Below are 21,399 nucleotides of genomic sequence, written 5' to 3' on the forward strand. Positions count from 1 at the left end.
ATGAAGCTTGACGATCTGATTATGAAAGCCGCCCAGCTGCAGAACAAAACGGCGGCTGTGGCTCATGCAGAAGACGAAGAAGTGCTTCATGCCATCAAGATGGCAATTAAGCGAAAGGTCGCTCGCTTTCTCCTGGTTGGGAACAAACGCAACCTGAAGGAGCTAGTGAAGCAGCATGAAATCAATGAGGACTGGATAGATATTATTCATTCAGATTCTCCCGAAGAATCTGCCAAAATTGCCGTTCAGGCAGTGAGCGAGAAGCATGCAGATATTTTGATGAAGGGGCATGTCCCGACAGCCGTTCTTTTAAAAGCGGTACTGAATAAAGAATATGGGCTCAGGACGACAAGTGTCCTATCACATGTTGCGGCATTTGAAGTACCGGGCTTTGACCGCTTTATTTATGTCACGGATTCTGCGATGAACATCGCGCCCGATTTAAATATGCTGAAAGAGATTACGATCAACTCTGTTCAAGTAGCACAAGCTGTCGGAAACGACATGCCAAAGGTTGCAGTGCTCTCTGCGGTGGAGGTCGTGAATCCGGCAATGGATTCAACTTTGACTGCGGCAAGTCTTGCGCAAATGAATCGGCGGGGGCAAATTTCTGGATGCCTGATTGATGGGCCTCTTGCTTTAGATAATGCCATTTCTCAAACGGCAGCTTCTCATAAAAATATTACAAGTGATGTAGCCGGCCATGCAGATATTTTGCTTGTGCCAACAATTGAGGCAGGAAACATTCTTTATAAATCTCTCATCTACTTTGCACATGCGAAGGTGGGAGCTGTGGTGGCAGGAGCGAAGGCGCCGATTGCTTTAACAAGCCGGTCTGATTCAGCCGAAAGTAAGCTTTATTCAATTGCGCTTGCCATCTGTACATCAAATTAAGCGGAAGTAATAGGAGGAATAACACGATGGAACTTTTTAAATATATGGAACGATACGATTATGAACAGCTTGTATTTTGTCAGGATGAGCAGTCTGGTTTAAAAGCCATTATTGCGATTCATGATACAACACTTGGGCCGGCACTAGGCGGAACGAGAATGTGGACGTATGAAAACGAAGAAGCAGCCATTGAGGATGCACTGCGTCTAGCGAGAGGAATGACTTATAAAAACGCGGCAGCAGGACTTAATCTTGGCGGCGGAAAAACGGTCATCATCGGTGATCCGAGAAAAGACAAAAATGAAGAAATGTTCCGTGCATTTGGACGTTATATTCAAGGGCTGAATGGCCGCTATATTACAGCAGAAGATGTCGGTACAACGGTAGAAGACATGGATCTCATTCATGAAGAAACCGATTTTGTTACAGGGATCTCTCCTGCATTTGGTTCTTCTGGAAATCCGTCTCCGGTCACTGCTTACGGTGTATACAAAGGGATGAAAGCCGCTGCCAAAGCTGCATTTGGGACCGATTCATTAGAAGGAAAAACAATTGCCGTCCAAGGCGTAGGAAATGTCGCTTACAACTTGTGTAAACATCTGCATGAAGAAGGCGCGCAGCTCATTGTCACAGATATTAACAAAGACTCTGTCAAACGTGCTGTTGAAGACTTTGGCGCAAAAGCAGTCGACCCTGACGATATTTATGATCAAGCATGTGATATTTATGCACCGTGCGCACTTGGTGCAACCATTAACGATGTGACCATTCCTAAGTTAAAAGCAAAGGTAATTGCAGGTGCTGCAAATAACCAGCTAAGAGAAACGCATCACGGAGACCTTATCCATGAGATGGGTATTGTATATGCTCCTGACTATGTGATCAATGCAGGCGGTGTGATTAACGTTGCTGATGAGCTTTATGGCTATAATGCAGATCGTGCGATGAAAAAAGTCGAAGGCATTTATCAAAATATTGAACGTGTAATTGAAATTTCAAACCGTGATGCCATTCCAACTTATAAAGCGGCAGACCGATTGGCTGAAGAGCGAATTGAAAGAATGCGCAAATCAAGAAGTCAATTCTTGCAAAATGGTCAACATATTTTAAGCCGTCGCTAATTTGAAGAATGAGTTGAAACGGAGGTTTTGTTTTTGCTGACAAAAGAATGGCGTATTCTCACGATTAATCCTGGCTCTACTTCAACAAAAATCGGTGTGTTTCATAATGAACGGTCTATTTTTGAAACGACACTTAGACATACAGATGAGGAATTAAAGCAGTTTCCTCATATCATTGATCAATTTTCTTTCCGCAAAGAAACCATTTTGAAAACACTGCATGAACAGGGGATGAATATCTCAAAGTTTGATGCAGTCTGTGCGCGCGGCGGTCTCCTTCGTCCGATTGAAGGAGGCACATATGAAGTCAATGAGCAAATGGTGGAAGACCTAAAAGAAGGATATGCCGGCCAGCACGCATCCAATCTCGGTGGAATCATCGCGAGAGAAATTGCACTTGGCCTGAATATCCCGGCTTTTATTGTCGATCCAGTTGTAGTGGATGAACTAAAACCAATTGCTCGTATTTCAGGGCTGCCAACGATCGAAAGAAAAAGCATTTTTCATGCATTAAATCAAAAAGCAGTCGCAAGAAAAACAGCGGCTTCTTTTGGAAAAAGTTACGAAGATTTGAACATGATTATTACTCATATGGGCGGTGGTATCACCATTGGTGTTCATGAAAAAGGAAAAGTCATCGATGTCAATAACGGTCTGCATGGCGAAGGTCCTTTCAGCCCAGAGCGTGCGGGAACCTTGCCGACAGGTGATCTTGTGAATCTTTGTTTTTCGGGGGAGTATACCCAAGAAGAAATGCTCAAACGCATTATTGGTGAAGGCGGGCTTGCGGGCTATCTTGGCACGACAGACGCTGTGAAAGTGGAACGCATGATTGAAGCGGGTGATGAGCGGGCGGCGCTCATTTATGAAGCGATGTGCTATCAGATTGCCAAGGAAATTGGTGCGGCTAGCGCTGTCTTAAAAGGAGCAGTTGACGTCATTGTATTAACAGGCGGACTTGCATACAGCAAACAAATTACGTCAAGTATTCGCGGCTATATTGACTGGATTTCAGATGTTGTTGTGTTTCCGGGTGAAAATGAGCTGCAATCGTTAGCAGAAGGTGCGCTTCGTATTTTAAAAGAAGAAGAATCACCCAAAGAATACCCAAATGATCAACAGGAAAAGAAAGGAGTGACAAGTCATGGCAACTGAATATGACCTCGTCATTCTTGGTGGAGGCACAGGCGGCTATGTAGCGGCCATCCGTGCCTCACAGCTTGGATTGAAAACAGCAGTTGTAGAAAAAGAAAAGCTCGGCGGAACATGTCTTCATAAAGGCTGCATCCCGTCTAAAGCGCTGCTCAGAAGTGCAGAAGTTTATCAAACCGTCAAACGCGCAGCTGATTTTGGTGTTGAGGCAGGAGGCGTTGCCTTGCAATTTGCCAATGTGCAGAAAAGAAAAACAGAGATCGTTGAAAAACTAGCAGGCGGCGTCAAACATTTAATGAAACAAGGAAAAATTGATGTATATGAAGGGATCGGCCGTATTCTTGGCCCATCTATCTTTTCGCCAATGCCAGGAACGATCTCCGTAGAAATGGCAAATGGAGAGGAAAATGAAATGCTCATTCCAAAGCAGGTCATTATCGCGACAGGATCAAGACCGCATGTGCTTCCAGGGCTTGAAGCAGATGGAACACACATCCTCACTTCAGATGATGCACTTGAACTGCCAGAGCTTCCGCAGTCAATGCTAATTGTGGGGGGCGGAGTGATCGGAATCGAGTGGGCTTCCATGCTCAATGATTTTGGTGTGAACGTCACTGTGCTTGAGTTTGCAGACCGCATTTTGCCAACAGAGGATCATGACATTTCTAAAGAAATGGAAAAGCTATTATCTAAAAAAGGCATCACTTTTGTGACTAATGCGAAGGTACTGCCAGATAGCGTAGAAAAGCAGGAAAATCTCGTGACAATTCAAGCGGAAAAGGATGGAGACATTCAGACGTTTGAAGCGGAAAAACTCCTTCTTTCAGTCGGCAGAGTACCTAATATCGAAGGCATAGGTCTTGAAAACACGGACATCCAAACCGAAAAACAAGGCATTGTCGTGAATGAACATTATCAAACGAAAGAATCGCATATTTACGCAATAGGAGATGTCATTGGCGGGCTTCAGCTGGCACACGTCGCTTCACACGAAGGTATGATTGCTGTAGAACATATGGCTGGAAAAGATCCAAAGCCGCTCGATGAAACGCTCGTATCTAAATGTGTTTACTCTCACCCAGAAACTGCAAGTGTTGGACTCACTGAACAGGCCGCAAAAGAGCAGGGCTTTGAAGTCAAAATAGGGAAATTTCCATTTATGGCGATTGGAAAAGCGCTTGTGTACGGGGAGTCTGATGGATTCGTCAAAATCATTGCCGATCAAAAGACAGATGATATTTTAGGAATTCATATGATTGGTCCTCATGTAACAGATATGATATCTGAAGCTGGATTAGCCAAAGTACTTGATGCAACCCCGTGGGAAGTGGGGCAGACGATACACCCGCATCCGACCTTATCAGAGGCGATTGGCGAGGCAGCCCTTGCTGTTGACGGGAAGGCGATCCATTTTTAATCAAGGAGGGAAACATGATGAGTAACATGCGTCATCAGGAATTAGGATTATCAGATGAACAAGCAATTGATATATATAGAACAATGCTTCTAGCGAGAAAAATCGATGAACGGATGTGGCTTTTAAACCGTTCCGGGAAAATTCCATTCGTCATTTCTTGTCAAGGACAGGAAGCGCAGCAAGTAGGCGCTGCATTTGCTCTTAATAGAGAAGAAGATTACGTCTTACCTTACTATCGTGATATGGGGGTTGTCCTTGCTTTTGGGATGACAGCAAAAGATTTAATGATGTCTGGTTTCGCAAAACAAGACGATCCAAACTCAGGCGGAAGACAAATGCCAGGGCATTTTGGGCAAAGAGCAAATCGAATTGTGACCGGATCTTCACCTGTAACAACGCAGGTTCCTCACGCGGTGGGAATTGCCCTTGCTGGACGATTAGAGCAGAAAAACTTTGTCAGCTTTGTCACGTTCGGTGAAGGCTCATCAAACCAAGGTGATTTTCACGAAGGCGCTAACTTCGCTGCTGTGCATAAACTGCCTGTTATTTTCATGTGTGAAAACAATAAGTATGCGATTTCCGTGCCATATGATAAACAAGTAGCCTGCGAACGCATTTCAGATCGTGCGGTTGGATATGGGATGCCTGGTGTCACTGTAGATGGAAATGATCCGCTTGAAGTATATGCTGCTGTCAAAGAGGCGAGAGACCGTGCGGCTAGAGGCGAAGGCCCGACATTGATTGAAACAATCTCTTACCGTTTAACTGCGCATTCAAGTGATGACGATGATTCAAGCTATCGAGAAAAAGAAGAAGTGCTCGAAGCAAGAAAGAAAGATCCGCTCATCCAATATGAAACGTATTTAATCGAAGGAAACGTCATGACTTCTGAAATGAAAGAAGAGATGACAAAAGAAATCATGCAAATCGTAAACGAAGCTACTGATGAAGCGGAAAACGCGGCTTATGCTGATGCAGAAAGCGCACTTCGTTACGTGTATGCGGAGTAAGGGGGAAGAAAAATGCCTGTTATGTCATATATAGACGCTATTACACTGGCGATGAAAGAAGAAATGGAGCGAGATCCGAAAGTGTTTGTGCTCGGAGAGGATGTCGGGAAAAAAGGCGGCGTATTTAAAGCGACAGCGGGTCTTTACGAGCAATTCGGAGAAGCGCGCGTCATGGATACACCTCTTGCAGAATCAGCCATTGCGGGTGTAGGTATTGGGGCAGCGATGTATGGAATGCGCCCAATTGCAGAAATGCAATTTGCGGATTTTATTATGCCTGCAATCAACCAAATCATTTCAGAGGCTGCAAAAATTAGATACCGATCAAATAATGATTGGAGCTGTCCAATGGTCATCCGCGCACCTTACGGGGGCGGAGTACACGGGGCACTTTATCATTCACAATCGGTCGAAGCCATTTTTGCTAACCAGCCTGGTTTGAAGATTGTGATGCCTTCTACACCTTATGATGTCAAAGGTCTTTTAAAGGCTGCAGTGCGTGATCCAGATCCTGTATTGTTCTTTGAACATAAACGTGCATACCGTCTGATTAAAGGAGAAGTGCCTGAAGAGGATTACACTCTTCCGATTGGAAAAGCAGATGTGAAGCGTGAAGGCGATGATATCACGGTCATTACATATGGCCTTTGTGTCCATTTTGCGCTACAAGCAGCAGACCGCCTTGCAAAAGACGGCATTTCCGCTCATATTCTCGATTTGAGAACAGTGTACCCGCTTGATCAGGAAGCGATTATAGAAGCGGCTTCTAAAACAGGTAAAGTGCTTCTGTTAACAGAAGATACAAAAGAAGGCAGCATTATGAGTGAGGTTGCGGCGATCATTTCGGAGCATTGCTTATTTGATTTAGACGCACCAATCAAACGTCTTGCTGGACCAGATATTCCGGCAATGCCTTATGCGCCGACAATGGAGAAATTCTTCATGGTCAACCCGGATAAGGTAGAAGCTGAAATGAGAGAGCTGGCGGCGTTTTAAGAAAGAGGAGGGTTTCAAAGTGGCAATTGAACAAATGAAAATGCCTCAGCTAGGTGAAAGTGTAACAGAAGGAACCATTAGCAAATGGCTCGTTTCACCTGGCGATCATGTGAATAAATACGATCCGATTGCGGAAGTCATGACGGATAAAGTGAACGCAGAAGTCCCGTCATCTTTTACAGGAACGATTACAAAGCTATCGGCTGAGGAAGGCGAAACGCTGCAAGTAGGAGAAGTGTTCTGTGAAATTGAGATAGAAGGAAGCGAGCAGCAGAGTGTGAAAGAAGAAGCAGCACCTGAGCAAAGCGAAGCGCCTGAAGCAGATCAAACAAATGAGAATCAAAGTCAAAAGAAACGTTATTCTCCAGCCGTTCTTCGTTTAGCAGATGAGCATAGCATTGATTTAGCGGCTGTTCAAGGTACGGGAGCAGGCGGCCGAATCACTAGAAAAGATTTGCTGCAGCTCATTGAAAACGGCGGCGTTAAAGAGAAGACAGCACCTGTCAATGAACGTGCCGTTCAACCGGAGCCTGCGCAGTCTTCTCAAGCAAAAGCGGCCCCTGCCGTCCCTTCTATGCCTGGTGATGTTGAGCTGCCAGTCACGCCGATCCGTCAGGCAATTGCGGCCAATATGCTGAGAAGCAAACATGAAATTCCGCATGCTTGGACGATGATGGAAGTCGATGTGACAAATCTAGTGACAAGAAGAAATCAGCTGAAGGATCAGTTTAAAGCAAAAGAAGGCTTTAACTTGACGTTCTTTGCGTTCTTTGTCAAAGCAGTGGCTCAGGCCTTAAAGGAATTCCCTGAAATGAACAGCATGTGGGCCGGAGATAAAATTGTGCAAAAGAAAGCAATCAATGTTTCGATTGCTGTCGCTACAGATGACGCGCTTTTTGTTCCAGTCATTAAGGATGCGGATGAAAAGACCATTAAGGGCATCGCCAAAGAAATTCATGAGCTGGCGTCTAAGGTGAGACAAGGAACGCTCAAGCAAAGTGATATGGAAGGCGGTACATTCACTGTCAACAACACGGGATCATTTGGTTCAGTACAATCTATGGGAATCATTAATTATCCGCAAGCGGCGATTTTACAAGTAGAATCGATCGTGAAGCGTCCAATGATAGTAAACGGAATGATTGCGGCAAGGGACATGGTCAATCTTTGTCTTTCATTAGATCACAGAGTACTAGATGGTCTTGTATGCGGCAGATTCCTTCAGCGAATTAAACAAATCCTTGAAGGCATCGACGAGCAGACATCTGTTTATTAAAACAATATTTTCCCCCTCCCGGTATGAGAGGGGGATTTCCACATCTAGGAGAAAGGAGCGATGATATGTCTGGACTAGATTTTTTTGCTTTTCTAACGATTGGTCTCATGTTTATCACAGCGATTGCCTTCGCTTTTCTGCGGTACATTTCTAAAGCACGCAATCATCCTGAACGATTACTGCTTATCATATCGATCGTTTCAATCATTCAAATCGTGTACTGTCTGCTGATTGTCGGCGGGTTTAAGGGAGTAGCCAATAGCTTTTTAGGAATATCACTTCTCGCCGGGACATTTCTCGGATATGCACTTGAATATTTATACAGACGCTATATCAAAAAAACGCCCGAATCAAAATGATGTCGGGCATTTTTTTATTCTGCTGGAACAATAAAGGTCAAATGTTGTTTTAACACTTCTAAAGAAGAGGGGGCCGTCATATAAACTTCACCATCTGTATCAGCATCCATTTCCTCTTTTGTGTGGATATGAATACTGGACGATTGAATGAGAGACAGATCGCCGGTGAAATCCTCAAGCTCTTCCCGGTTCATTGAGAAGATTTCTTTTAAAGCAGAGAAACTCGTATTTCTGCAAATTAAGATTTCTGCTTTTCCATCATCAATGGCTGCATGAGGCAAATCAATTTTATTTGTACCGATAAAATGTCCATTCATGACAAGAACGATGACGGCTTCCTCTTCCCAGCTTTCCTCTTCTGTCTCAATACGTACGTGAAAAGGATCTGTTTGCTGCAAGGTGCGCAGCGCACTTGTGAAGTAGCTGATTTTGCCGAGTACGGCTTTTTCCTTGTCGTTAATATTGTTGGACGTGTCTGCGATCAGTCCAATTCCCCAAAAGTTTAACACGTATCGATCTTCTGCTTTGATTAAGTCGACCTTTTTCTCTTTGCCGTCTACAATCATTTGAGCGGCTTTCTGCATTTGTTGAGGAATACCTAGTGTTCTAGAAAAATCATTGCATGTCCCGCCTGGTAATATCGCTACAGTGGGCCTTTTTTCTAAACCGCCAATGCCGTTCATGCATTCATGCACGGTACCATCTCCGCCTAATATGATGAGCAATTCCACCGTCTCATCAATTTGGCGGCAGAAATCATAAGCATCATTTGGCTGCTTTGTTGGTTTCAAAATGAGTTCATCAATATGTAGAGAAAGAAGAGGCACTGTTTGACAGAGTGTTTTTTCCATGTTTTTTTGTCCAGCATTTCCATTATAAATGAGCATCGCTTTTTTGAATTGTGCCATCACGCAGTTCTCCCTTTCATCTCTTTATCATCACTTTTCCCCAATTTGACAGCTCATAAACGATGTTTGGAAAAAGAGGCGGAGGAAAAGACAACACATTTGCCCGCTGGCGTTTTCCTTGATATGATGGAGTTAAAATGGTTTTGGTACGCAAAAGGAGTGGACGGACATGAATATTGATTTTAATTTATTTATGAATGATATTGTGAAACAAGCGAGAGAAGAAATTAAGCAGGCAGGCTACACTGAGCTCACGTCAGCTGAAGAAGTAGACGAAGCACTGACTAAAAAAGGAACGGCACTTGTCATGGTGAATTCAGTATGCGGCTGTGCAGGCGGTATTGCAAGACCAGCTGCCGGCTATTCTGTTCATTACGATAAGCGTCCAGATCAATTGCTGACAGTGTTTGCTGGGCAGGACAAAGAGGCAACAGCAAGAGCCCGTGAATACTTTGAAGGCTTCCCGCCATCTTCACCATCTTTTGCCTTATTAAAAGATGGAAAAATCATTAAAATGGTCGAGCGTCATGAAATTGAAGGGCACGAGCCAATGGAAGTCGTGTCAAAACTACAAGCCGCTTTTGATGAGCATTGCGAAGAAATCTAACATATGACTTTTGGTTGAATAAATATAAAGCAGTCCGGTCTTTAGATCGGTCTGCTTTTTGTTTTATAAGACAAAAGAATCAAAATAATTTTAGCAAAATACTATTGCATCTTAAAAAGAAAGTGTTTAAAATACATTATAGTGAATAAATATTCAAATCAATACATGATTTTAAATACTGGGAGGCATCATCATATGAAAAAGTGGTTATTATTACTTATGACAGCTGGTCTTGCAGCTGCACTCGCAGCATGCGGAACTTCTTCTAATAATTCAAACGCATCAGGAGATGACAAGACACTCGTTATGGCGACATCAGCAGATTATCCGCCATTTGAATCAAAAGACGGAGATAAAATTGTCGGTTTTGATGTAGATCTTGCAACAGCATTAGCGAAAAAGAACGGCTACAAGCTAGAAATTCAAGATATGGACTTTGCTAGCCTTGTATCAGCCCTCAAAACAAACAAAGCTGATATTGTCCTTGCAGGAATGACACCTACAGAAAAACGTAAAAAGCAAGTTGATTTCTCTGATGTTTATTACAATGCTAAAAACTTGGTTGTATCAAAGAAATCTAGCGGTATTAAGGCAGAGAAAGATTTAAAAGACAAAACAGTCGGCGTTCAATTAGGTTCTATTCAACAGGATGAAGCGAATGGACTGCAAAAGAAATATAACCTAACAGTTGAAGACCGCAATAAAATTTCTGATATCATTCAAGAGATTAAAGCAGGCCGTTTTGATGCAGCAATTATTGAAGATAAAGTAGCTGCTGGTTACTTAAAAAAGGAAAAAGACTTCCAAGCATTTGGATTGAACAGCTCAAACGAAGGTTCAGCCATTGCATTCAAGAAAAATAGCGACTTAACAGCGAAATTTAATAAATCATTAAAAGAAATGAAAGATAATGGCGAACTTGATAAATTAATTAAAAAATGGTTTGCTGATGAAAAGTAAGTCAGGAAAAGGATCAGCGTCATTCCAGAAAATCAAGTAGAAAAGCGCTGAAAAGTTCAACTCATGTTGAACTTTTTTCCTGTTTTGTATGAAGGCAGAAAAAAGGAGAATGTCATGTTTGATTTTAAAGATGTAATACCTCAGATGCCCTTTATTCTAGAAGGACTTAAGGTCACGCTTTCTATAGTAGTGGTATCCCTTTTACTTGGATTTATTTTAGGAATTTTATTAACGCTTTGTAAAATTAGTGTGTTTAAACCGCTCATTTGGCTTGCAGATTTTTATACGTCAATTTTCCGAGGCACACCGCTTGTGCTTCAATTGCTCATTATTTATTTTGGTCTGCCTCAGCTTCTTGGGTTTCAAATCGACCAATACTGGGCTGCTGTAGCGGCATTTTCACTCAACTCGGCGGCATACGTATCTGAAATTATTCGTGCGGGTATTAATGCCATTGATAAAGGTCAAAAAGAAGCAGCCGTTGCTTTAGGCATCCCTTATGCTAAAATGATGAAGGACTTATTGCTTCCGCAGGCGTTTAAAAATATTTCACCTGCACTTGTGAATGAGACGATTACACTGACAAAAGAATCAGCGATTGTAACAGTCATCGGACTGGGTGATGTCATGAGACGAGCCTATCAAGCAGGGGCCGTCACGTATAATTATCTTGAACCGCTTATTTTTGCGGGTCTTATCTATTATGTCATCGTGCTTGTTCTCACCTTTGTCGGCAAATCGGTGGAAAGGAAGTTAAAATCAAATGATTAAAATAGAGAAACTCACAAAATCTTTTGGTAAAAACGAAGTTTTAAAGGGGATCGACACCACCATTAAAGAAGGGGAAGTTGTTGCGGTTATTGGACCATCTGGTTCAGGAAAATCGACGTTCCTCCGCTGCATGAATTTACTTGAAAAGCCGACTTCTGGTGTCATTACGATTAAGGACACCGAAATCACCAATCCAAAAACGAATGCACTAAAAGTGCGTGAGAACATCGGAATGGTGTTTCAGCATTTCCATCTCTTCCCGCATAAAACGGTGCTGGAAAATATCACGTATGCGCCAATGAATGTGAAGAATCAATCGAAGGAAGACAGCATCAAACAAGCTGAAGAGCTGCTCAAAAAGGTAGGGCTTTTAGAGAAAAAAGATGATTTCCCTAACCGTCTGTCAGGCGGTCAAAAGCAGCGTGTAGCGATTGCGCGTGCGCTTGCGATGACACCAGACATTATGCTGTTTGACGAACCAACGTCTGCTCTAGATCCAGAAATGGTCAAAGAAGTATTAGAGGTCATGAAAGAGCTGGCTCAATCTGGAATGACACTCGTCATCGTCACACATGAAATGGGCTTTGCAAAAGAAGTGGCTGACCGCGTGATCTTTATGGATGATGGGAAAATTGTAGAGGATGCAAACCCTGTACAATTTTTTGAATCACCGTCTTCACAGCGCGCAAAAGACTTTTTACAAAAAATATTATAAAGAAATAAGAGAAGGAGACTTAACATCTCCTTCTTTTTTTGATTATAATGGGGAAAGTAAAAAAAGTTCATCATTTCACAAAAGTGAATGGAAACAAGACAGAAAAGAGTGAATCACATCATGTTTAAAATCGGCTACCGAACGCTGAAAACAGCATTAGGAACAGCGATCGCTATTTATATTGCACAATTGCTTGGCTTGCAAAATTATTCAGCTGCCGGGATTATTACGATCCTGTGTATTCAGGTGACAAAGAAAAGATCCCTCTTAGCATCGGGAGCCCGCTTTGCAGCATGCAGTCTTGCTATTTTATTTTCTTATTTATTTTTCGATCTGATTGGGTATCATCCTTTCGTGATCGGTTTGATGCTGCTTGTCTTTATTCCGACAACGGTTTTGCTTCGAATTAAAGAAGGGATTGTCACAAGTTCAGTCATCATTCTCCATTTATACATGTCTGGCGGGATTACCCTGCACCTCATCTGGAATGAACTGCTGCTGATTACCATTGGTGTTGGGGTAGCGCTGATTATGAACCTCTATATGCCAAGTGTTGATAAAAAACTTAAACGCTACAGCGAACAGATTGAAGCCAACTTTGCTAAAATCTTTGAGGAAATCGAGCAATATTTAATGACAGGGAAACAAGACTGGACAGGAAAAGAAATACCAGAGACACATCAATTGATCAAAGAAGCGAAAGCTCTTGCATATCGTGATGTTGAAAACCATGTATTAAGACATGAAAACCTGTATTACCATTATTTCAACATGAGACAAAAGCAATTTGAAATCATTGAGCGTGTGCTGCCCAAAATTACGTCGATTTCCGTCACAACGGAGCATGGACAAATCATTGCAGAATACATTAGAGACTTACGCGAACATATTCACCCAGGGAACACAGCGCATAAGTTTTTAAGACGTCTCATTGATATGAAAGAAGAGTTCGATGCACTTCCGCTCCCGCAAACAAGAGAAGAATTTGAGGCAAGAGCGGCACTTTTTCATTTCCTCGGTGAAATGGAACAATATTTAGTACTGAAAAGCTATTTTAAAGGGATGAAAGAATAGAGACGCATGAGTTCCTCCTTCATTGGTCAATCTAATGAAAAAGGAGGAGCCTATGCGTCTTTTATTTTATACCGTACTGACCATGTCCCTTTCACCTATCTGGCCGCTTGGACAAAACCCGCTTCCAGGTGACCCGTTTGTCATTATTAATAAACAAACGAATGAACTTGCCTTTATTGATCAAGGAAAAATCCAAAAAGTATATCCTGCTTCAACAGGAAAAACAACCGATTTAACGCCAGAAGGTGAATTTACGATTATGATCAAAGCGAAAGATCCCTATTATAGAAGAAAGAATATTGAAGGGGGTGCAAAGAATAACCCTCTTGGGCGAAGATGGATTGGATTTGATGCACGAGGAACAGATGGCAGAACCTACGGAATTCACGGAACGAGTGACGAAACATCGATTGGGAAATTTATCACAGCAGGCTGTGTAAGGCTTCATAATCAAGATGTAGAGCTTTTGTTTGATCAGCTTCCAATTGGCACCAAGGTATGGATTACAACATCAAGCGATTCCTTTGAAAAGCTTGCCAAAGACAAACAGGCCATTCGTTGATATCGCGAATCACCTGCTTGTCTGCCTTTATTCAAACCTTATAAAAAGGCTGCTGCTCCTGCTAAAAGTGAAGAAACTAACAGCAGGCTAATCATAAGCAATACCATAAATTTCATGAATTTTTGAGACATATCGCACCCCTATAACCGAAGATTTTTGCGACAAGCGCACTTGTCTTTATTTTATCTGGTTTTTTCATATGCGACAAGTGATCAGCAAAGGAAGTGAACGGATGAACCAAATCGATCATATTGCCATTGCCGTCTTTTCTATTAAAGAAACATCTCAAACGCTTCATCAGCTATTTAACTGGCATTTTTCAGACATACAAGAGATTCCTGAGCAGGAGATTAAAGCGTCTTTCGCTTCACTTGATGATCTGCACATTGAATTAATTGAGCCCATCTCAGTCCGCAGTAAACTACATACCTTTTTAACAAAAAGAGGAGAGGGCCTTCATCATATTGCGTTAAAGTCAAATGACATTCAAACGGATCTTAGCCGTCTCGATCACCTTGGCGTGCAGCTTCTCCAAAAAACAGCACAGATGGGCGCCAGCGGAAAGCAGATTGCCTTTATTTCACCTAAAGAAACGTCAGGTGTGTTATTTGAATTGTGCGGGTCCTTGAAAGGAGAGAAATATTGCGATGAATGAATCGTTCAATGACTTGTCTGAATGGCGGAATAAAGCGTTAATAGGCGGCGGCGAAAAACGAGCAGCGGCTCACAGAAGCAAAGGAAAGCTGACGGTTCGAGAGCGGCTGCATGAACTTCTTGACGAGGGCAGCTTGATGGAAATTCAGTCATTTGCAACAGGCGGTCTGTCAGAGCATGTTGGTGACGGCGTCGTCATTGGAACGGGACTCATTCACGGTAAGCCTGTCTGTGTTTATGCACAAGATGCAACCGTATATGGGGGCTCATTAGGCGAAATGCATGCGAAAAAAATTGCCTCTTTAATGGATCTGGCAGCTAAAAATCAAATGCCGGTCATCGGTCTAAAAGACTCAGGTGGTGCGAGAATTCAAGAGGGTGTGGTATCATTAGAAGGATACGGACAGATTTTTAAACGGAATGTGCTGTACTCTGGTCGAATCCCGCAAATATCTGTTATTTTAGGTTCATGTGCTGGAGGTGCAGTTTATTCTCCTGCATTGACTGATTTTGTCTTCATGACAGAGCAAACAGCTCATATGTTTTTAACTGGTCCGAAAGTAATAGAAAAGGCAACAGGAGAAACGGTCTGTCCTGACCGTCTTGGCGGTGCAAGTGTTCAGCATCAGACGAGCGGGAATGTGCACTATACTGGGAAAGATGAGAAGGACGTGTTAGAAGCGGTTCGAACTCTTTTAACGTACATACAAACGAAACAGCAGGCTGTCACACGCGCTGGGACGCGAAAGCATGATACCGCCGATCCAGGCAGCATCTTGCCAAAGGATCCATCACGCACTTATGATGTCAAACAAGTGGTGACAGCGATAACCGATCCAGACTCATTCTTTGAAACGCAGCCTTGTTTCTCAAAAAATATTGTCACAGGTTTTGCCAGATTACAAGGAGCCTCCATTGGTGTTGTTGCCAATCAGCCAAAGGTGCTGGCAGGCAGCCTTGATCTTGACGCTGCCGATAAAGCGGCCAGATTTATTCGATTTTGCGATGCGTTTCATATTCCGATCTTAACCCTTGTGGACGTTCCTGGTTTTTTACCAGGAGAAAAAGCCGAGCATGCGGGAATTATCCGCCATGGGGCAAAGCTTTTATATGCGTACGCTGAAGCAACTGTTCCAAAAATCACTGTGATTTTAAGAAAGGCGTTTGGCGGTGCATATGTCGCGATGAATAGCAAGGGCTTAGGCGCTGACTTTGTTTATGCATGGCCAGAAGCCGAAATTGATGTCATGGGGAAAACGTTCGCAGACGAAATCGTTCATCCTGCTTCGCGCAAGTCTGAAAACAAACCAAGTGTATGGAAAGCGGCTCAGGCAGGTCTGATAGACGATATTTTTATGCCAGCTGAAACGAGAGAGCGATTGATCCGCTCATTTGATGTGCTTCGCAGTAAGGAAGTAGATAGACCGTTAAAAAAGCATGGCAACATGCCGCTATAAGAGGAGGAGCATCATCATGATCAATGAAAAACGCTTACTAGACGAATTTTTAGAATTAGTTCAGATTGATTCAGAAACAAAACACGAAGAGAAAATTGTTGAAGTATTAAAAGAAAAATTCTCGCAGCTTGGTCTAAAAGTGATTGAAGACGATTCAAAAGCGGCAACAGGCCACGGTGCAGGCAATCTTGTCTGTACTTTAGAAGGGAATCAAGAGGCAGATACAATTTATTTCACTTCTCATATGGATACAGTTGTACCAGGGAATGGTGTAAAACCAGTCATTGAGGACGGCTATGTGAAAACAGATGGAACAACAATTCTTGGTGCCGACGATAAAACAGGACTTGCTGCTATGTTTGAGGCGATCCGCGTGCTGAAAGAGAAAAATTTACCGCATGGAACAATTGAATTTGTGATCACAGCAGGCGAGGAATCAGGACTTGTTGGAGCAAAAGCGTTAGATCCGAATTTGATGACAGCGAAATACGGCTATGCCCTTGATTCAGATGGCAAGGTTGGTACGATTATTGTAGCTGCACCAACACAGGCAAAAGTACGCGCAACGATTTACGGAAAAACCGCTCACGCAGGTGTCGCGCCAGAAAAAGGTGTGTCTGCGATTACCATTGCATCAAAAGCAATTGCCAGCATGCCGCTTGGCCGGATTGATGAAGAAACAACGGCGAATATCGGCCGTTTTGAAGGCGGAACACAAACGAATATTGTGTGCGATCAAGTCGATATTTTGGCGGAAGCACGCTCTTTAGAACCAGCAAAAATGGAAGCTCAAGTAGCGAAGATGAAAGAAGCCTTTGAAAAAACCGCTAAAGAAATGGGCGGAAGTGCCGATGTACAAATTGACATCATGTATCCAGGCTTCAAATTCTCACACGGCGATCAAGTCGTAGAAGTGGCGAAAAAAGCGGCAGCAAAAATTGGCCGTCCTTCAGAACTGCAGACGAGCGGCGGAGGCAGTGATGCAAACGTCATTGCAGGCAACGGCGTCCCAACTGTCAACCTAGCTGTTGGATATGAAGATATTCATACGAAAAATGAGAAAATGCCGATTGAAGAATTAGTCAAAACAGCTGAAATGGTTCTCGCCATTATCGAAGAAACGACAAATCCATCGTAAAGGCAGGAGACTCTGTGAGCACGCAAAAGATTATTATTTTTCAGGTGGGGCAAGAGGAGTTTGGCATCAGTGTAGAGCATATTCGTTCGATTGAGAAGGTCCCTTACTTACAAGAAGTATCGAACCTTCCAAAAGAAATTAAAGGGCTGATGTCATTAAGAGGAGAGGTCATTCCTGTTAGTGACACAGGCGTGATGCTTCACGGAAAGCCTCTTGATGTGAACGAGCAGTCCAAGGTGCTGCTATTTGAAGTAAACGATCAAATGATTGGCTGTCTTGTCTCAGATGCAAAAGATATCATCGATATCGAGCAAAGCGAGATCAAGCCATTTCATATGAACACGAAGGCCTCTGAATATTTCTTCGGCGTTGTGGAGAGAGAAAACAAAATGATTTTACAAGTGGACCCAAATAAGTTCCTTGGGAAAATTGAGGACCTTGATCAATTGCCAGACCGGTTGAAAGAAGAATTGGCATAATGAAAAGCCCCTTATCTAAAGATAAGGGGCTTATTTTTATTCAGCAGCTGGTTTGGCTTGTTCGTTAGCCGCAGCTTTCGATTTTGATTTTTGGTACATGACATTTAAAATAATCGTTTGAATCGTGAGTAATAGTCCGCTTGTCATCCAGTATAAAGGAAGAGCAGCGGGTGCATTGATTGAAAGAAACAGCATCATGATTGGGAAAATCATGCCCATTACTTTCGCTTGCTTCAGCGCAGCCTCTGTCTGAGTGCCCGATTGCTTCGCATATTTTTGTGTGACATAAAATTGCAAGAAATACATAGCCCCTGCAAAGACTGCCACCAATAAATCGGTTTGTCCCAAGTTAAACCATAAGAACGTATGAGTTGCGATCTCAGGTGTTGAGCGGATCGCTGAGTAAAAGCCAAGAACAATTGGAATTTGAATCAGCATAGGCAGACAGCCCATTGCCAGCGGGTTTACATTGTTCTCTTTATATACTTTCATCATTTCCATTTGCAGTTCTTTTTGTTTTTCAGGATCTTTTGTTTTCTTCAGTTTGCTTTGTATTTGGTCAATCTGAGGTTTCACCAGTGCCATTTTTTCCTGCATGACTCGTTGCTTCTTAAATTGGTTCGCAAAAAGCGGGAAAATCAGCAGGCGGACAATCAAGGTGACAAACATAATGGATAAACCATAATCATCATGGAAAAAGTTCGCAAGCCAAATGATCAGCTCAGAAAAAGGCTGAACAAAATAATGATGGAAAAACCCATCAGAGCTCGTATTCGTTTGCGCACTCGCTGCAAATGCAGGTGACGCAATCATCATCAAACAAAAAGTCGTAAAAACAGTCAATAAACGTTTCAATTCGTTTCCTCCTCATGATTAAAAAAATTTAATTAGTGAGAGGAAGCGAATGGTCTTCATCATCATTAGATGATCGTTTCATTCGAATGACTTTACTAATCCAAGTTGTAATGCGATCATATATGATAAACAGAAAGTCTGTTCGATTCAAGCAAGATGCGTCCAACTCTTCCAAACGATGTCCACCAAGATGTTCGTTCATACGGCAGTCTTTTAGCAAAAACGCAATGCCGATGGCCGTCAGCGCTGGAAGAATAATCGTAAAGAATTCAACAAGGAAAAAGACTTCATTGAATGTATCAATAATCATGATTATCACATCCATTTCATTACTCACAGTGTACTATACACATGGTTAAATGTCTAACACAACCACGTGTTTTCTCTATTAAATAAAATTCCTTATTTTGTATAAAATAGTAAATGTCATCCAAACTTCATATTTCCTATCCTATAATGAGGTGGATAAAAGAAATGGAGGTTTTGAATATGACAAGTATTTACCCAAAGTTTCGAGCAGCTGCCGTGCAAGCAGCACCTGTCTACTTAAATTTGGAAGCAAGCGTTGAGAAATCATGTGAACTGATCGACGAGGCAGCTTCAAATGGTGCAAAGCTTGTGGCATTCCCAGAAGCATTTTTACCTGGTTATCCTTGGTTTGCTTTTATTGGTCATCCAGAATATACGAGAAAGTTCTATCATGAATTATATAAAAATGCCGTTGAAATCCCTAGCTTAGCCATTCAAAAAATCAGTGAGGCTGCAAAAAGAAATGAAACGTACGTTTGTATATCATGCAGTGAAAAAGATGGCGGCTCTCTCTATTTAGCTCAGCTTTGGTTTAATCCAAATGGGGATTTAATAGGAAAACACCGGAAAATGAGAGCTTCTGTAGCAGAAAGACTCATTTGGGGGGATGGAAATGGAAGTATGATGCCGGTTTTTCAAACTGACATTGGAAACCTTGGCGGATTGATGTGCTGGGAGCATCAAGTCCCGCTTGATCTTATGGCGATGAATGCTCAAAATGAGCAAGTACATGTAGCCTCTTGGCCAGGTTATTTTGACGATGAAATTTCAAGCAGATATTATGCCATCGCGACACAGACATTTGTGCTGATGACATCATCTATATATACGGAAGAAATGAAAGAGATGATTTGTTTAACGCAGGAGCAAAGAGATTACTTTGAAACATTTAAAAGCGGGCATACGTGCATTTACGGGCCGGACGGAGAACCGATCAGTGATATGGTTCCTGCTGAAACGGAAGGAATTGCTTACGCTGAAATTGATGTAGAAAGAGTCATTGATTACAAGTATTATATTGATCCGGCTGGACACTACTCCAATCAAAGTTTGAGTATGAATTTTCATCAGCAGCCCAATCCGGTTGTGAAACATTTACATCATCAAAAAAATGAAGTGTTCACATATGAGGACATTCAATATCAACATGGTATACTTGAAGAAAAAGTGTAAATGAACGTGGAACCCAGCGCGCAGACAAACCCTCGCATTCGGCTAGACTGCAAAGGTTTTTGATCACGCTGAAAAGAAGACAAAGGGCTAAAATCAAGAACATTTTAGCCCTTTGTCAACAGTCTGACCTTCTCTTTTTTGGAGAAGGTCTTTTTGAGGAAAGATGAAATAAATCAATGTATAATTGAGCATAAAAGGAATCCATCATGTTTGATATATAAGGAAACAGCTGATCAAAATACAGGTAGACAAGAAAATGGGGTTATGCCAATGTCAAATATTATTTTTCATATAGACATGAATGCTTTTTATGCCAATGTAGAAATGGCGTATGATCCTTCTTTGCGAGGGAAACCTTTAGCCATCAGCGGAAATGCAAAAGAGCGTAAAGGGATTGTTGTGACGTGTAGCTACGAGGCAAGAGCACTAGGTGTGAAGCCCCCGATGCCCTTGTGGGAGGCGAAGCGGCTATGTCCGGGACTCATTGTCCGCACACCGAACTTTGACCGGTACCGCAGCTCCTCACAAGAGATGTTTACAATACTAAGAGAATACAGTGATTTAGTCGAACCTGTATCGATTGATGAGGGCTATATTGATTTAACACATACGCCATATGCCGAGCATGCGGTAAAAACGGCTCATGATATTCAAACAAGGCTTGTAGAGGAGCTGATGCTTCCTTCAAGTATCGGCATTGCACCGAATAAATTTTTAGCGAAAATGGCGTCTAATTGGAAAAAGCCAATGGGCATCACCATATTGCGTAAACGAGATGTTCCGAACATGCTCTGGCCGCTCCCTGCTGGTGATATGCACGGGGTTGGACAAAAAACGGCAGAGAAATTAAAAAAAATCGGAATTCATACCATTGAAGACTTAGCGAAAGCGAATGAGTATACGCTAAAAGAATTGCTTGGCATTAATGGACCGAGATTAAAGCAAAAGGCGAATGGTGAACATGACGGCATCGTAGACCCAGAAAGAATATACGAATTTAAATCCGTCGGCAATTCATCTACTCTTCCTCATGATTCGGATGATTCAGATGAACTTGTCACGTTAATTGATAAGCTGTCACAATCTGTGAGTGCAAGGTTAAGGAGAAAAGAAGTGATGGCGAACCGGCTGCTCATCATGATTCGGTATGCAAGCTGGAAAAATATCACGCGAAGTGTCATGCTCACAAATCCAACGGATCGAAAAGAAGACATATTTGAAGCGGCAAAGCAGTTATTCCTTAAACATTGGAATGACCAGCCAGTAAGGCTCTTAGGTGTGACGGGGACAGACCTTGTCGAACGAAAAGCAGCTGTTAAACAGCTTGATTTATTTTCATATACAGAAGATGCAAAAGAAGAGCCTCTCCAAACCATTTTAGATGGACTGAAAGAAAAATATGGAAAGTCATTGGTGCAAAGAGGGATCACTATTAAGGAAAAAGAGAGCAAAACAAGCGGGACAAGTTTTAATAAAGATTTTTTTCAGGACGAAAGAGGAAATGACTAGCCT

General features: G+C 42.4%; 24 protein-coding genes. 20 read left to right on the forward strand and 4 right to left on the reverse strand.

Going from position 1 to position 21,399, the window contains the following annotated elements; all coding sequences use genetic code 11:
• The 8 genes from yqiS to JJ692_RS10040 all read left to right on the forward strand — a co-directional run bounded on the left by yqiS (window position 1) and on the right by JJ692_RS10040 (window position 8,225).
• Entirely contained in the window at window positions 1-894 is an 894-nt protein-coding gene (yqiS, locus tag JJ692_RS10005) for a phosphate butyryltransferase (protein WP_024422929.1), read from the forward strand.
• A 26-nt stretch (window positions 895-920) separates the two neighbouring features.
• A complete protein-coding gene (gene bcd, locus JJ692_RS10010; protein ID WP_003215658.1) occupies window positions 921-2,015 on the forward strand; it encodes a branched-chain amino acid dehydrogenase in 1,095 nt (364 codons plus the stop codon).
• A gap of 33 nt (window positions 2,016-2,048) precedes the next feature.
• Window positions 2,049-3,170: a butyrate kinase gene (gene buk, locus JJ692_RS10015; RefSeq protein WP_024428016.1), complete on the forward strand. Its 1,122-nt coding sequence runs from the start codon at window positions 2,049-2,051 to the stop codon at window positions 3,168-3,170.
• Entirely contained in the window at window positions 3,160-4,584 is a 1,425-nt protein-coding gene (gene lpdA, locus JJ692_RS10020; RefSeq protein ID WP_151040057.1) for a dihydrolipoyl dehydrogenase, read from the forward strand. Before buk ends, lpdA begins: the two co-directional genes overlap by 11 nt.
• Window positions 4,585-4,601: 17 nt before the next feature.
• On the forward strand, window positions 4,602-5,594 hold the full coding sequence (locus JJ692_RS10025; protein WP_024422926.1) for a thiamine pyrophosphate-dependent dehydrogenase E1 component subunit alpha: 993 nt from the start codon (window positions 4,602-4,604) through the stop codon (window positions 5,592-5,594).
• A gap of 12 nt (window positions 5,595-5,606) precedes the next feature.
• The gene (locus tag JJ692_RS10030; RefSeq protein ID WP_024422925.1) at window positions 5,607-6,590 is read left to right on the forward strand and encodes an alpha-ketoacid dehydrogenase subunit beta; all 984 of its coding nucleotides are present in this window, start codon (window positions 5,607-5,609) and stop codon (window positions 6,588-6,590) included.
• Between the two features lie 19 nt (window positions 6,591-6,609).
• On the forward strand, window positions 6,610-7,866 hold the full coding sequence (locus tag JJ692_RS10035; RefSeq protein ID WP_073206235.1) for a dihydrolipoamide acetyltransferase family protein: 1,257 nt from the start codon (window positions 6,610-6,612) through the stop codon (window positions 7,864-7,866).
• A gap of 65 nt (window positions 7,867-7,931) precedes the next feature.
• A complete protein-coding gene (locus tag JJ692_RS10040; protein WP_073206233.1) occupies window positions 7,932-8,225 on the forward strand; it encodes a YesK family protein in 294 nt (97 codons plus the stop codon).
• Window positions 8,226-8,239: 14 nt separating this feature from the next.
• Here the strand turns inward: JJ692_RS10040 and JJ692_RS10045 are convergent, their stop codons facing one another.
• Window positions 8,240-9,133 carry a YegS/Rv2252/BmrU family lipid kinase gene (locus JJ692_RS10045; protein ID WP_073206230.1) on the reverse strand — a complete coding sequence of 298 codons (894 nt, stop codon included), beginning with the start codon at window positions 9,131-9,133 and terminating at the stop codon, window positions 8,240-8,242.
• A 169-nt stretch (window positions 9,134-9,302) separates the two neighbouring features.
• On the opposite strand from JJ692_RS10045, the gene JJ692_RS10050 reads away from it, so the two are divergent.
• The 6 genes from JJ692_RS10050 to JJ692_RS10075 all read left to right on the forward strand — a co-directional run bounded on the left by JJ692_RS10050 (window position 9,303) and on the right by JJ692_RS10075 (window position 13,822).
• Window positions 9,303-9,740, forward strand: a complete 438-nt coding sequence (locus tag JJ692_RS10050; RefSeq protein ID WP_024428021.1) for a BrxA/BrxB family bacilliredoxin — start codon at window positions 9,303-9,305, stop codon at window positions 9,738-9,740.
• A 195-nt stretch (window positions 9,741-9,935) separates the two neighbouring features.
• Window positions 9,936-10,700, forward strand: a complete 765-nt coding sequence (locus tag JJ692_RS10055; protein WP_024422920.1) for a transporter substrate-binding domain-containing protein — start codon at window positions 9,936-9,938, stop codon at window positions 10,698-10,700.
• A gap of 114 nt (window positions 10,701-10,814) precedes the next feature.
• Window positions 10,815-11,471: an arginine ABC transporter permease ArtQ gene (gene artQ / locus JJ692_RS10060; protein ID WP_024422919.1), complete on the forward strand. Its 657-nt coding sequence runs from the start codon at window positions 10,815-10,817 to the stop codon at window positions 11,469-11,471.
• Window positions 11,464-12,186 carry an arginine ABC transporter ATP-binding protein ArtM gene (gene artM / locus JJ692_RS10065; RefSeq protein WP_024428022.1) on the forward strand — a complete coding sequence of 241 codons (723 nt, stop codon included), beginning with the start codon at window positions 11,464-11,466 and terminating at the stop codon, window positions 12,184-12,186. The genes artQ and artM overlap by 8 nt, the downstream gene beginning before the upstream one ends.
• Before the next feature lie 120 nt (window positions 12,187-12,306).
• A complete protein-coding gene (locus tag JJ692_RS10070) occupies window positions 12,307-13,260 on the forward strand; it encodes an aromatic acid exporter family protein (protein ID WP_024422917.1) in 954 nt (317 codons plus the stop codon).
• A gap of 52 nt (window positions 13,261-13,312) precedes the next feature.
• Window positions 13,313-13,822, forward strand: coding sequence for a L,D-transpeptidase (locus tag JJ692_RS10075; protein ID WP_073206227.1), 510 nt, complete (start codon window positions 13,313-13,315; stop codon window positions 13,820-13,822).
• Window positions 13,823-13,860: 38 nt separating this feature from the next.
• Here JJ692_RS10075 and prli42 read toward each other — a convergent pair whose 3' ends face one another.
• Entirely contained in the window at window positions 13,861-13,953 is a 93-nt protein-coding gene (gene prli42 / locus JJ692_RS19145) for a stressosome-associated protein Prli42 (protein ID WP_149126490.1), read from the reverse strand.
• 101 nt (window positions 13,954-14,054) lie between these two features.
• Between prli42 and mce the strand changes: the two genes are divergently transcribed.
• From mce to JJ692_RS10100, 4 genes are read left to right on the forward strand one after another with little or no spacing between them, the layout of a single operon-like run.
• Window positions 14,055-14,477, forward strand: a complete 423-nt coding sequence (gene mce / locus JJ692_RS10085) for a methylmalonyl-CoA epimerase (protein WP_073206225.1) — start codon at window positions 14,055-14,057, stop codon at window positions 14,475-14,477.
• Window positions 14,470-15,933 (forward strand): acyl-CoA carboxylase subunit beta, encoded by a 1,464-nt coding sequence (locus JJ692_RS10090; RefSeq protein ID WP_206533701.1) that lies wholly within the window; start codon window positions 14,470-14,472, stop codon window positions 15,931-15,933. The genes mce and JJ692_RS10090 overlap by 8 nt, the downstream gene beginning before the upstream one ends.
• Window positions 15,934-15,949: 16 nt before the next feature.
• A complete protein-coding gene (locus JJ692_RS10095) occupies window positions 15,950-17,071 on the forward strand; it encodes a M20/M25/M40 family metallo-hydrolase (protein WP_044332749.1) in 1,122 nt (373 codons plus the stop codon).
• Between the two features lie 14 nt (window positions 17,072-17,085).
• Window positions 17,086-17,550, forward strand: a complete 465-nt coding sequence (locus tag JJ692_RS10100; RefSeq protein WP_024422912.1) for a chemotaxis protein CheW — start codon at window positions 17,086-17,088, stop codon at window positions 17,548-17,550.
• A 36-nt stretch (window positions 17,551-17,586) separates the two neighbouring features.
• Here the strand turns inward: JJ692_RS10100 and JJ692_RS10105 are convergent, their stop codons facing one another.
• Window positions 17,587-18,405 carry a membrane protein insertase YidC gene (locus JJ692_RS10105; protein WP_206533702.1) on the reverse strand — a complete coding sequence of 273 codons (819 nt, stop codon included), beginning with the start codon at window positions 18,403-18,405 and terminating at the stop codon, window positions 17,587-17,589.
• Between the two features lie 28 nt (window positions 18,406-18,433).
• The gene (locus tag JJ692_RS10110; protein ID WP_024422910.1) at window positions 18,434-18,715 is read right to left on the reverse strand and encodes a hypothetical protein; all 282 of its coding nucleotides are present in this window, start codon (window positions 18,713-18,715) and stop codon (window positions 18,434-18,436) included.
• A gap of 179 nt (window positions 18,716-18,894) precedes the next feature.
• On the opposite strand from JJ692_RS10110, the gene JJ692_RS10115 reads away from it, so the two are divergent.
• Both JJ692_RS10115 and JJ692_RS10120 read left to right on the forward strand, forming a co-directional pair.
• Complete coding sequence (locus JJ692_RS10115; RefSeq protein WP_241257928.1) at window positions 18,895-19,887, forward strand: carbon-nitrogen hydrolase family protein; 993 nt, start codon at window positions 18,895-18,897, stop codon at window positions 19,885-19,887.
• Between the two features lie 264 nt (window positions 19,888-20,151).
• The gene (locus JJ692_RS10120; protein ID WP_024422908.1) at window positions 20,152-21,396 is read left to right on the forward strand and encodes a DNA polymerase IV; all 1,245 of its coding nucleotides are present in this window, start codon (window positions 20,152-20,154) and stop codon (window positions 21,394-21,396) included.
• Window positions 21,397-21,399: the final 3 nt, after the last annotated feature.

Origin of the sequence: Bacillus sp. 3a, from assembly GCF_017161885.1 — a bacterium.
Lineage (GTDB): Bacteria > Bacillota > Bacilli > Bacillales > Bacillaceae > Bacillus > Bacillus safensis.

Excerpts from the sequence above, each read along its gene's own strand:
- JJ692_RS10025 (WP_024422926.1), top strand. The coding sequence starts at position 4,602 with ATGAGTAACATGCGTCATCAGGAATTAGGATTATCAGATGAACAAGCA.
- JJ692_RS10040 (WP_073206233.1), top strand. The coding sequence starts at position 7,932 with ATGTCTGGACTAGATTTTTTTGCTTTTCTAACGATTGGTCTCATGTTT.
- mce (WP_073206225.1), top strand. The coding sequence starts at position 14,055 with ATGAACCAAATCGATCATATTGCCATTGCCGTCTTTTCTATTAAAGAA.
- JJ692_RS10070 (WP_024422917.1), top strand. The coding sequence starts at position 12,307 with ATGTTTAAAATCGGCTACCGAACGCTGAAAACAGCATTAGGAACAGCG.
- JJ692_RS10045 (WP_073206230.1), bottom strand. The coding sequence starts at position 9,133 with ATGGCACAATTCAAAAAAGCGATGCTCATTTATAATGGAAATGCTGGA.
- JJ692_RS10120 (WP_024422908.1), top strand. The coding sequence starts at position 20,152 with ATGCCAATGTCAAATATTATTTTTCATATAGACATGAATGCTTTTTAT.
- JJ692_RS10090 (WP_206533701.1), top strand. The coding sequence starts at position 14,470 with ATGAATGAATCGTTCAATGACTTGTCTGAATGGCGGAATAAAGCGTTA.
- JJ692_RS10050 (WP_024428021.1), top strand. The coding sequence starts at position 9,303 with ATGAATATTGATTTTAATTTATTTATGAATGATATTGTGAAACAAGCG.
- lpdA (WP_151040057.1), top strand. The coding sequence starts at position 3,160 with ATGGCAACTGAATATGACCTCGTCATTCTTGGTGGAGGCACAGGCGGC.
- JJ692_RS10030 (WP_024422925.1), top strand. The coding sequence starts at position 5,607 with ATGCCTGTTATGTCATATATAGACGCTATTACACTGGCGATGAAAGAA.
- artQ (WP_024422919.1), top strand. The coding sequence starts at position 10,815 with ATGTTTGATTTTAAAGATGTAATACCTCAGATGCCCTTTATTCTAGAA.
- JJ692_RS10075 (WP_073206227.1), top strand. The coding sequence starts at position 13,313 with ATGCGTCTTTTATTTTATACCGTACTGACCATGTCCCTTTCACCTATC.
- JJ692_RS10110 (WP_024422910.1), bottom strand. The coding sequence starts at position 18,715 with ATGATTATTGATACATTCAATGAAGTCTTTTTCCTTGTTGAATTCTTT.
- JJ692_RS10115 (WP_241257928.1), top strand. The coding sequence starts at position 18,895 with ATGACAAGTATTTACCCAAAGTTTCGAGCAGCTGCCGTGCAAGCAGCA.
- JJ692_RS10095 (WP_044332749.1), top strand. The coding sequence starts at position 15,950 with ATGATCAATGAAAAACGCTTACTAGACGAATTTTTAGAATTAGTTCAG.
- JJ692_RS10055 (WP_024422920.1), top strand. The coding sequence starts at position 9,936 with ATGAAAAAGTGGTTATTATTACTTATGACAGCTGGTCTTGCAGCTGCA.
- prli42 (WP_149126490.1), bottom strand. The coding sequence starts at position 13,953 with ATGTCTCAAAAATTCATGAAATTTATGGTATTGCTTATGATTAGCCTG.
- artM (WP_024428022.1), top strand. The coding sequence starts at position 11,464 with ATGATTAAAATAGAGAAACTCACAAAATCTTTTGGTAAAAACGAAGTT.
- bcd (WP_003215658.1), top strand. The coding sequence starts at position 921 with ATGGAACTTTTTAAATATATGGAACGATACGATTATGAACAGCTTGTA.
- yqiS (WP_024422929.1), top strand. The coding sequence starts at position 1 with ATGAAGCTTGACGATCTGATTATGAAAGCCGCCCAGCTGCAGAACAAA.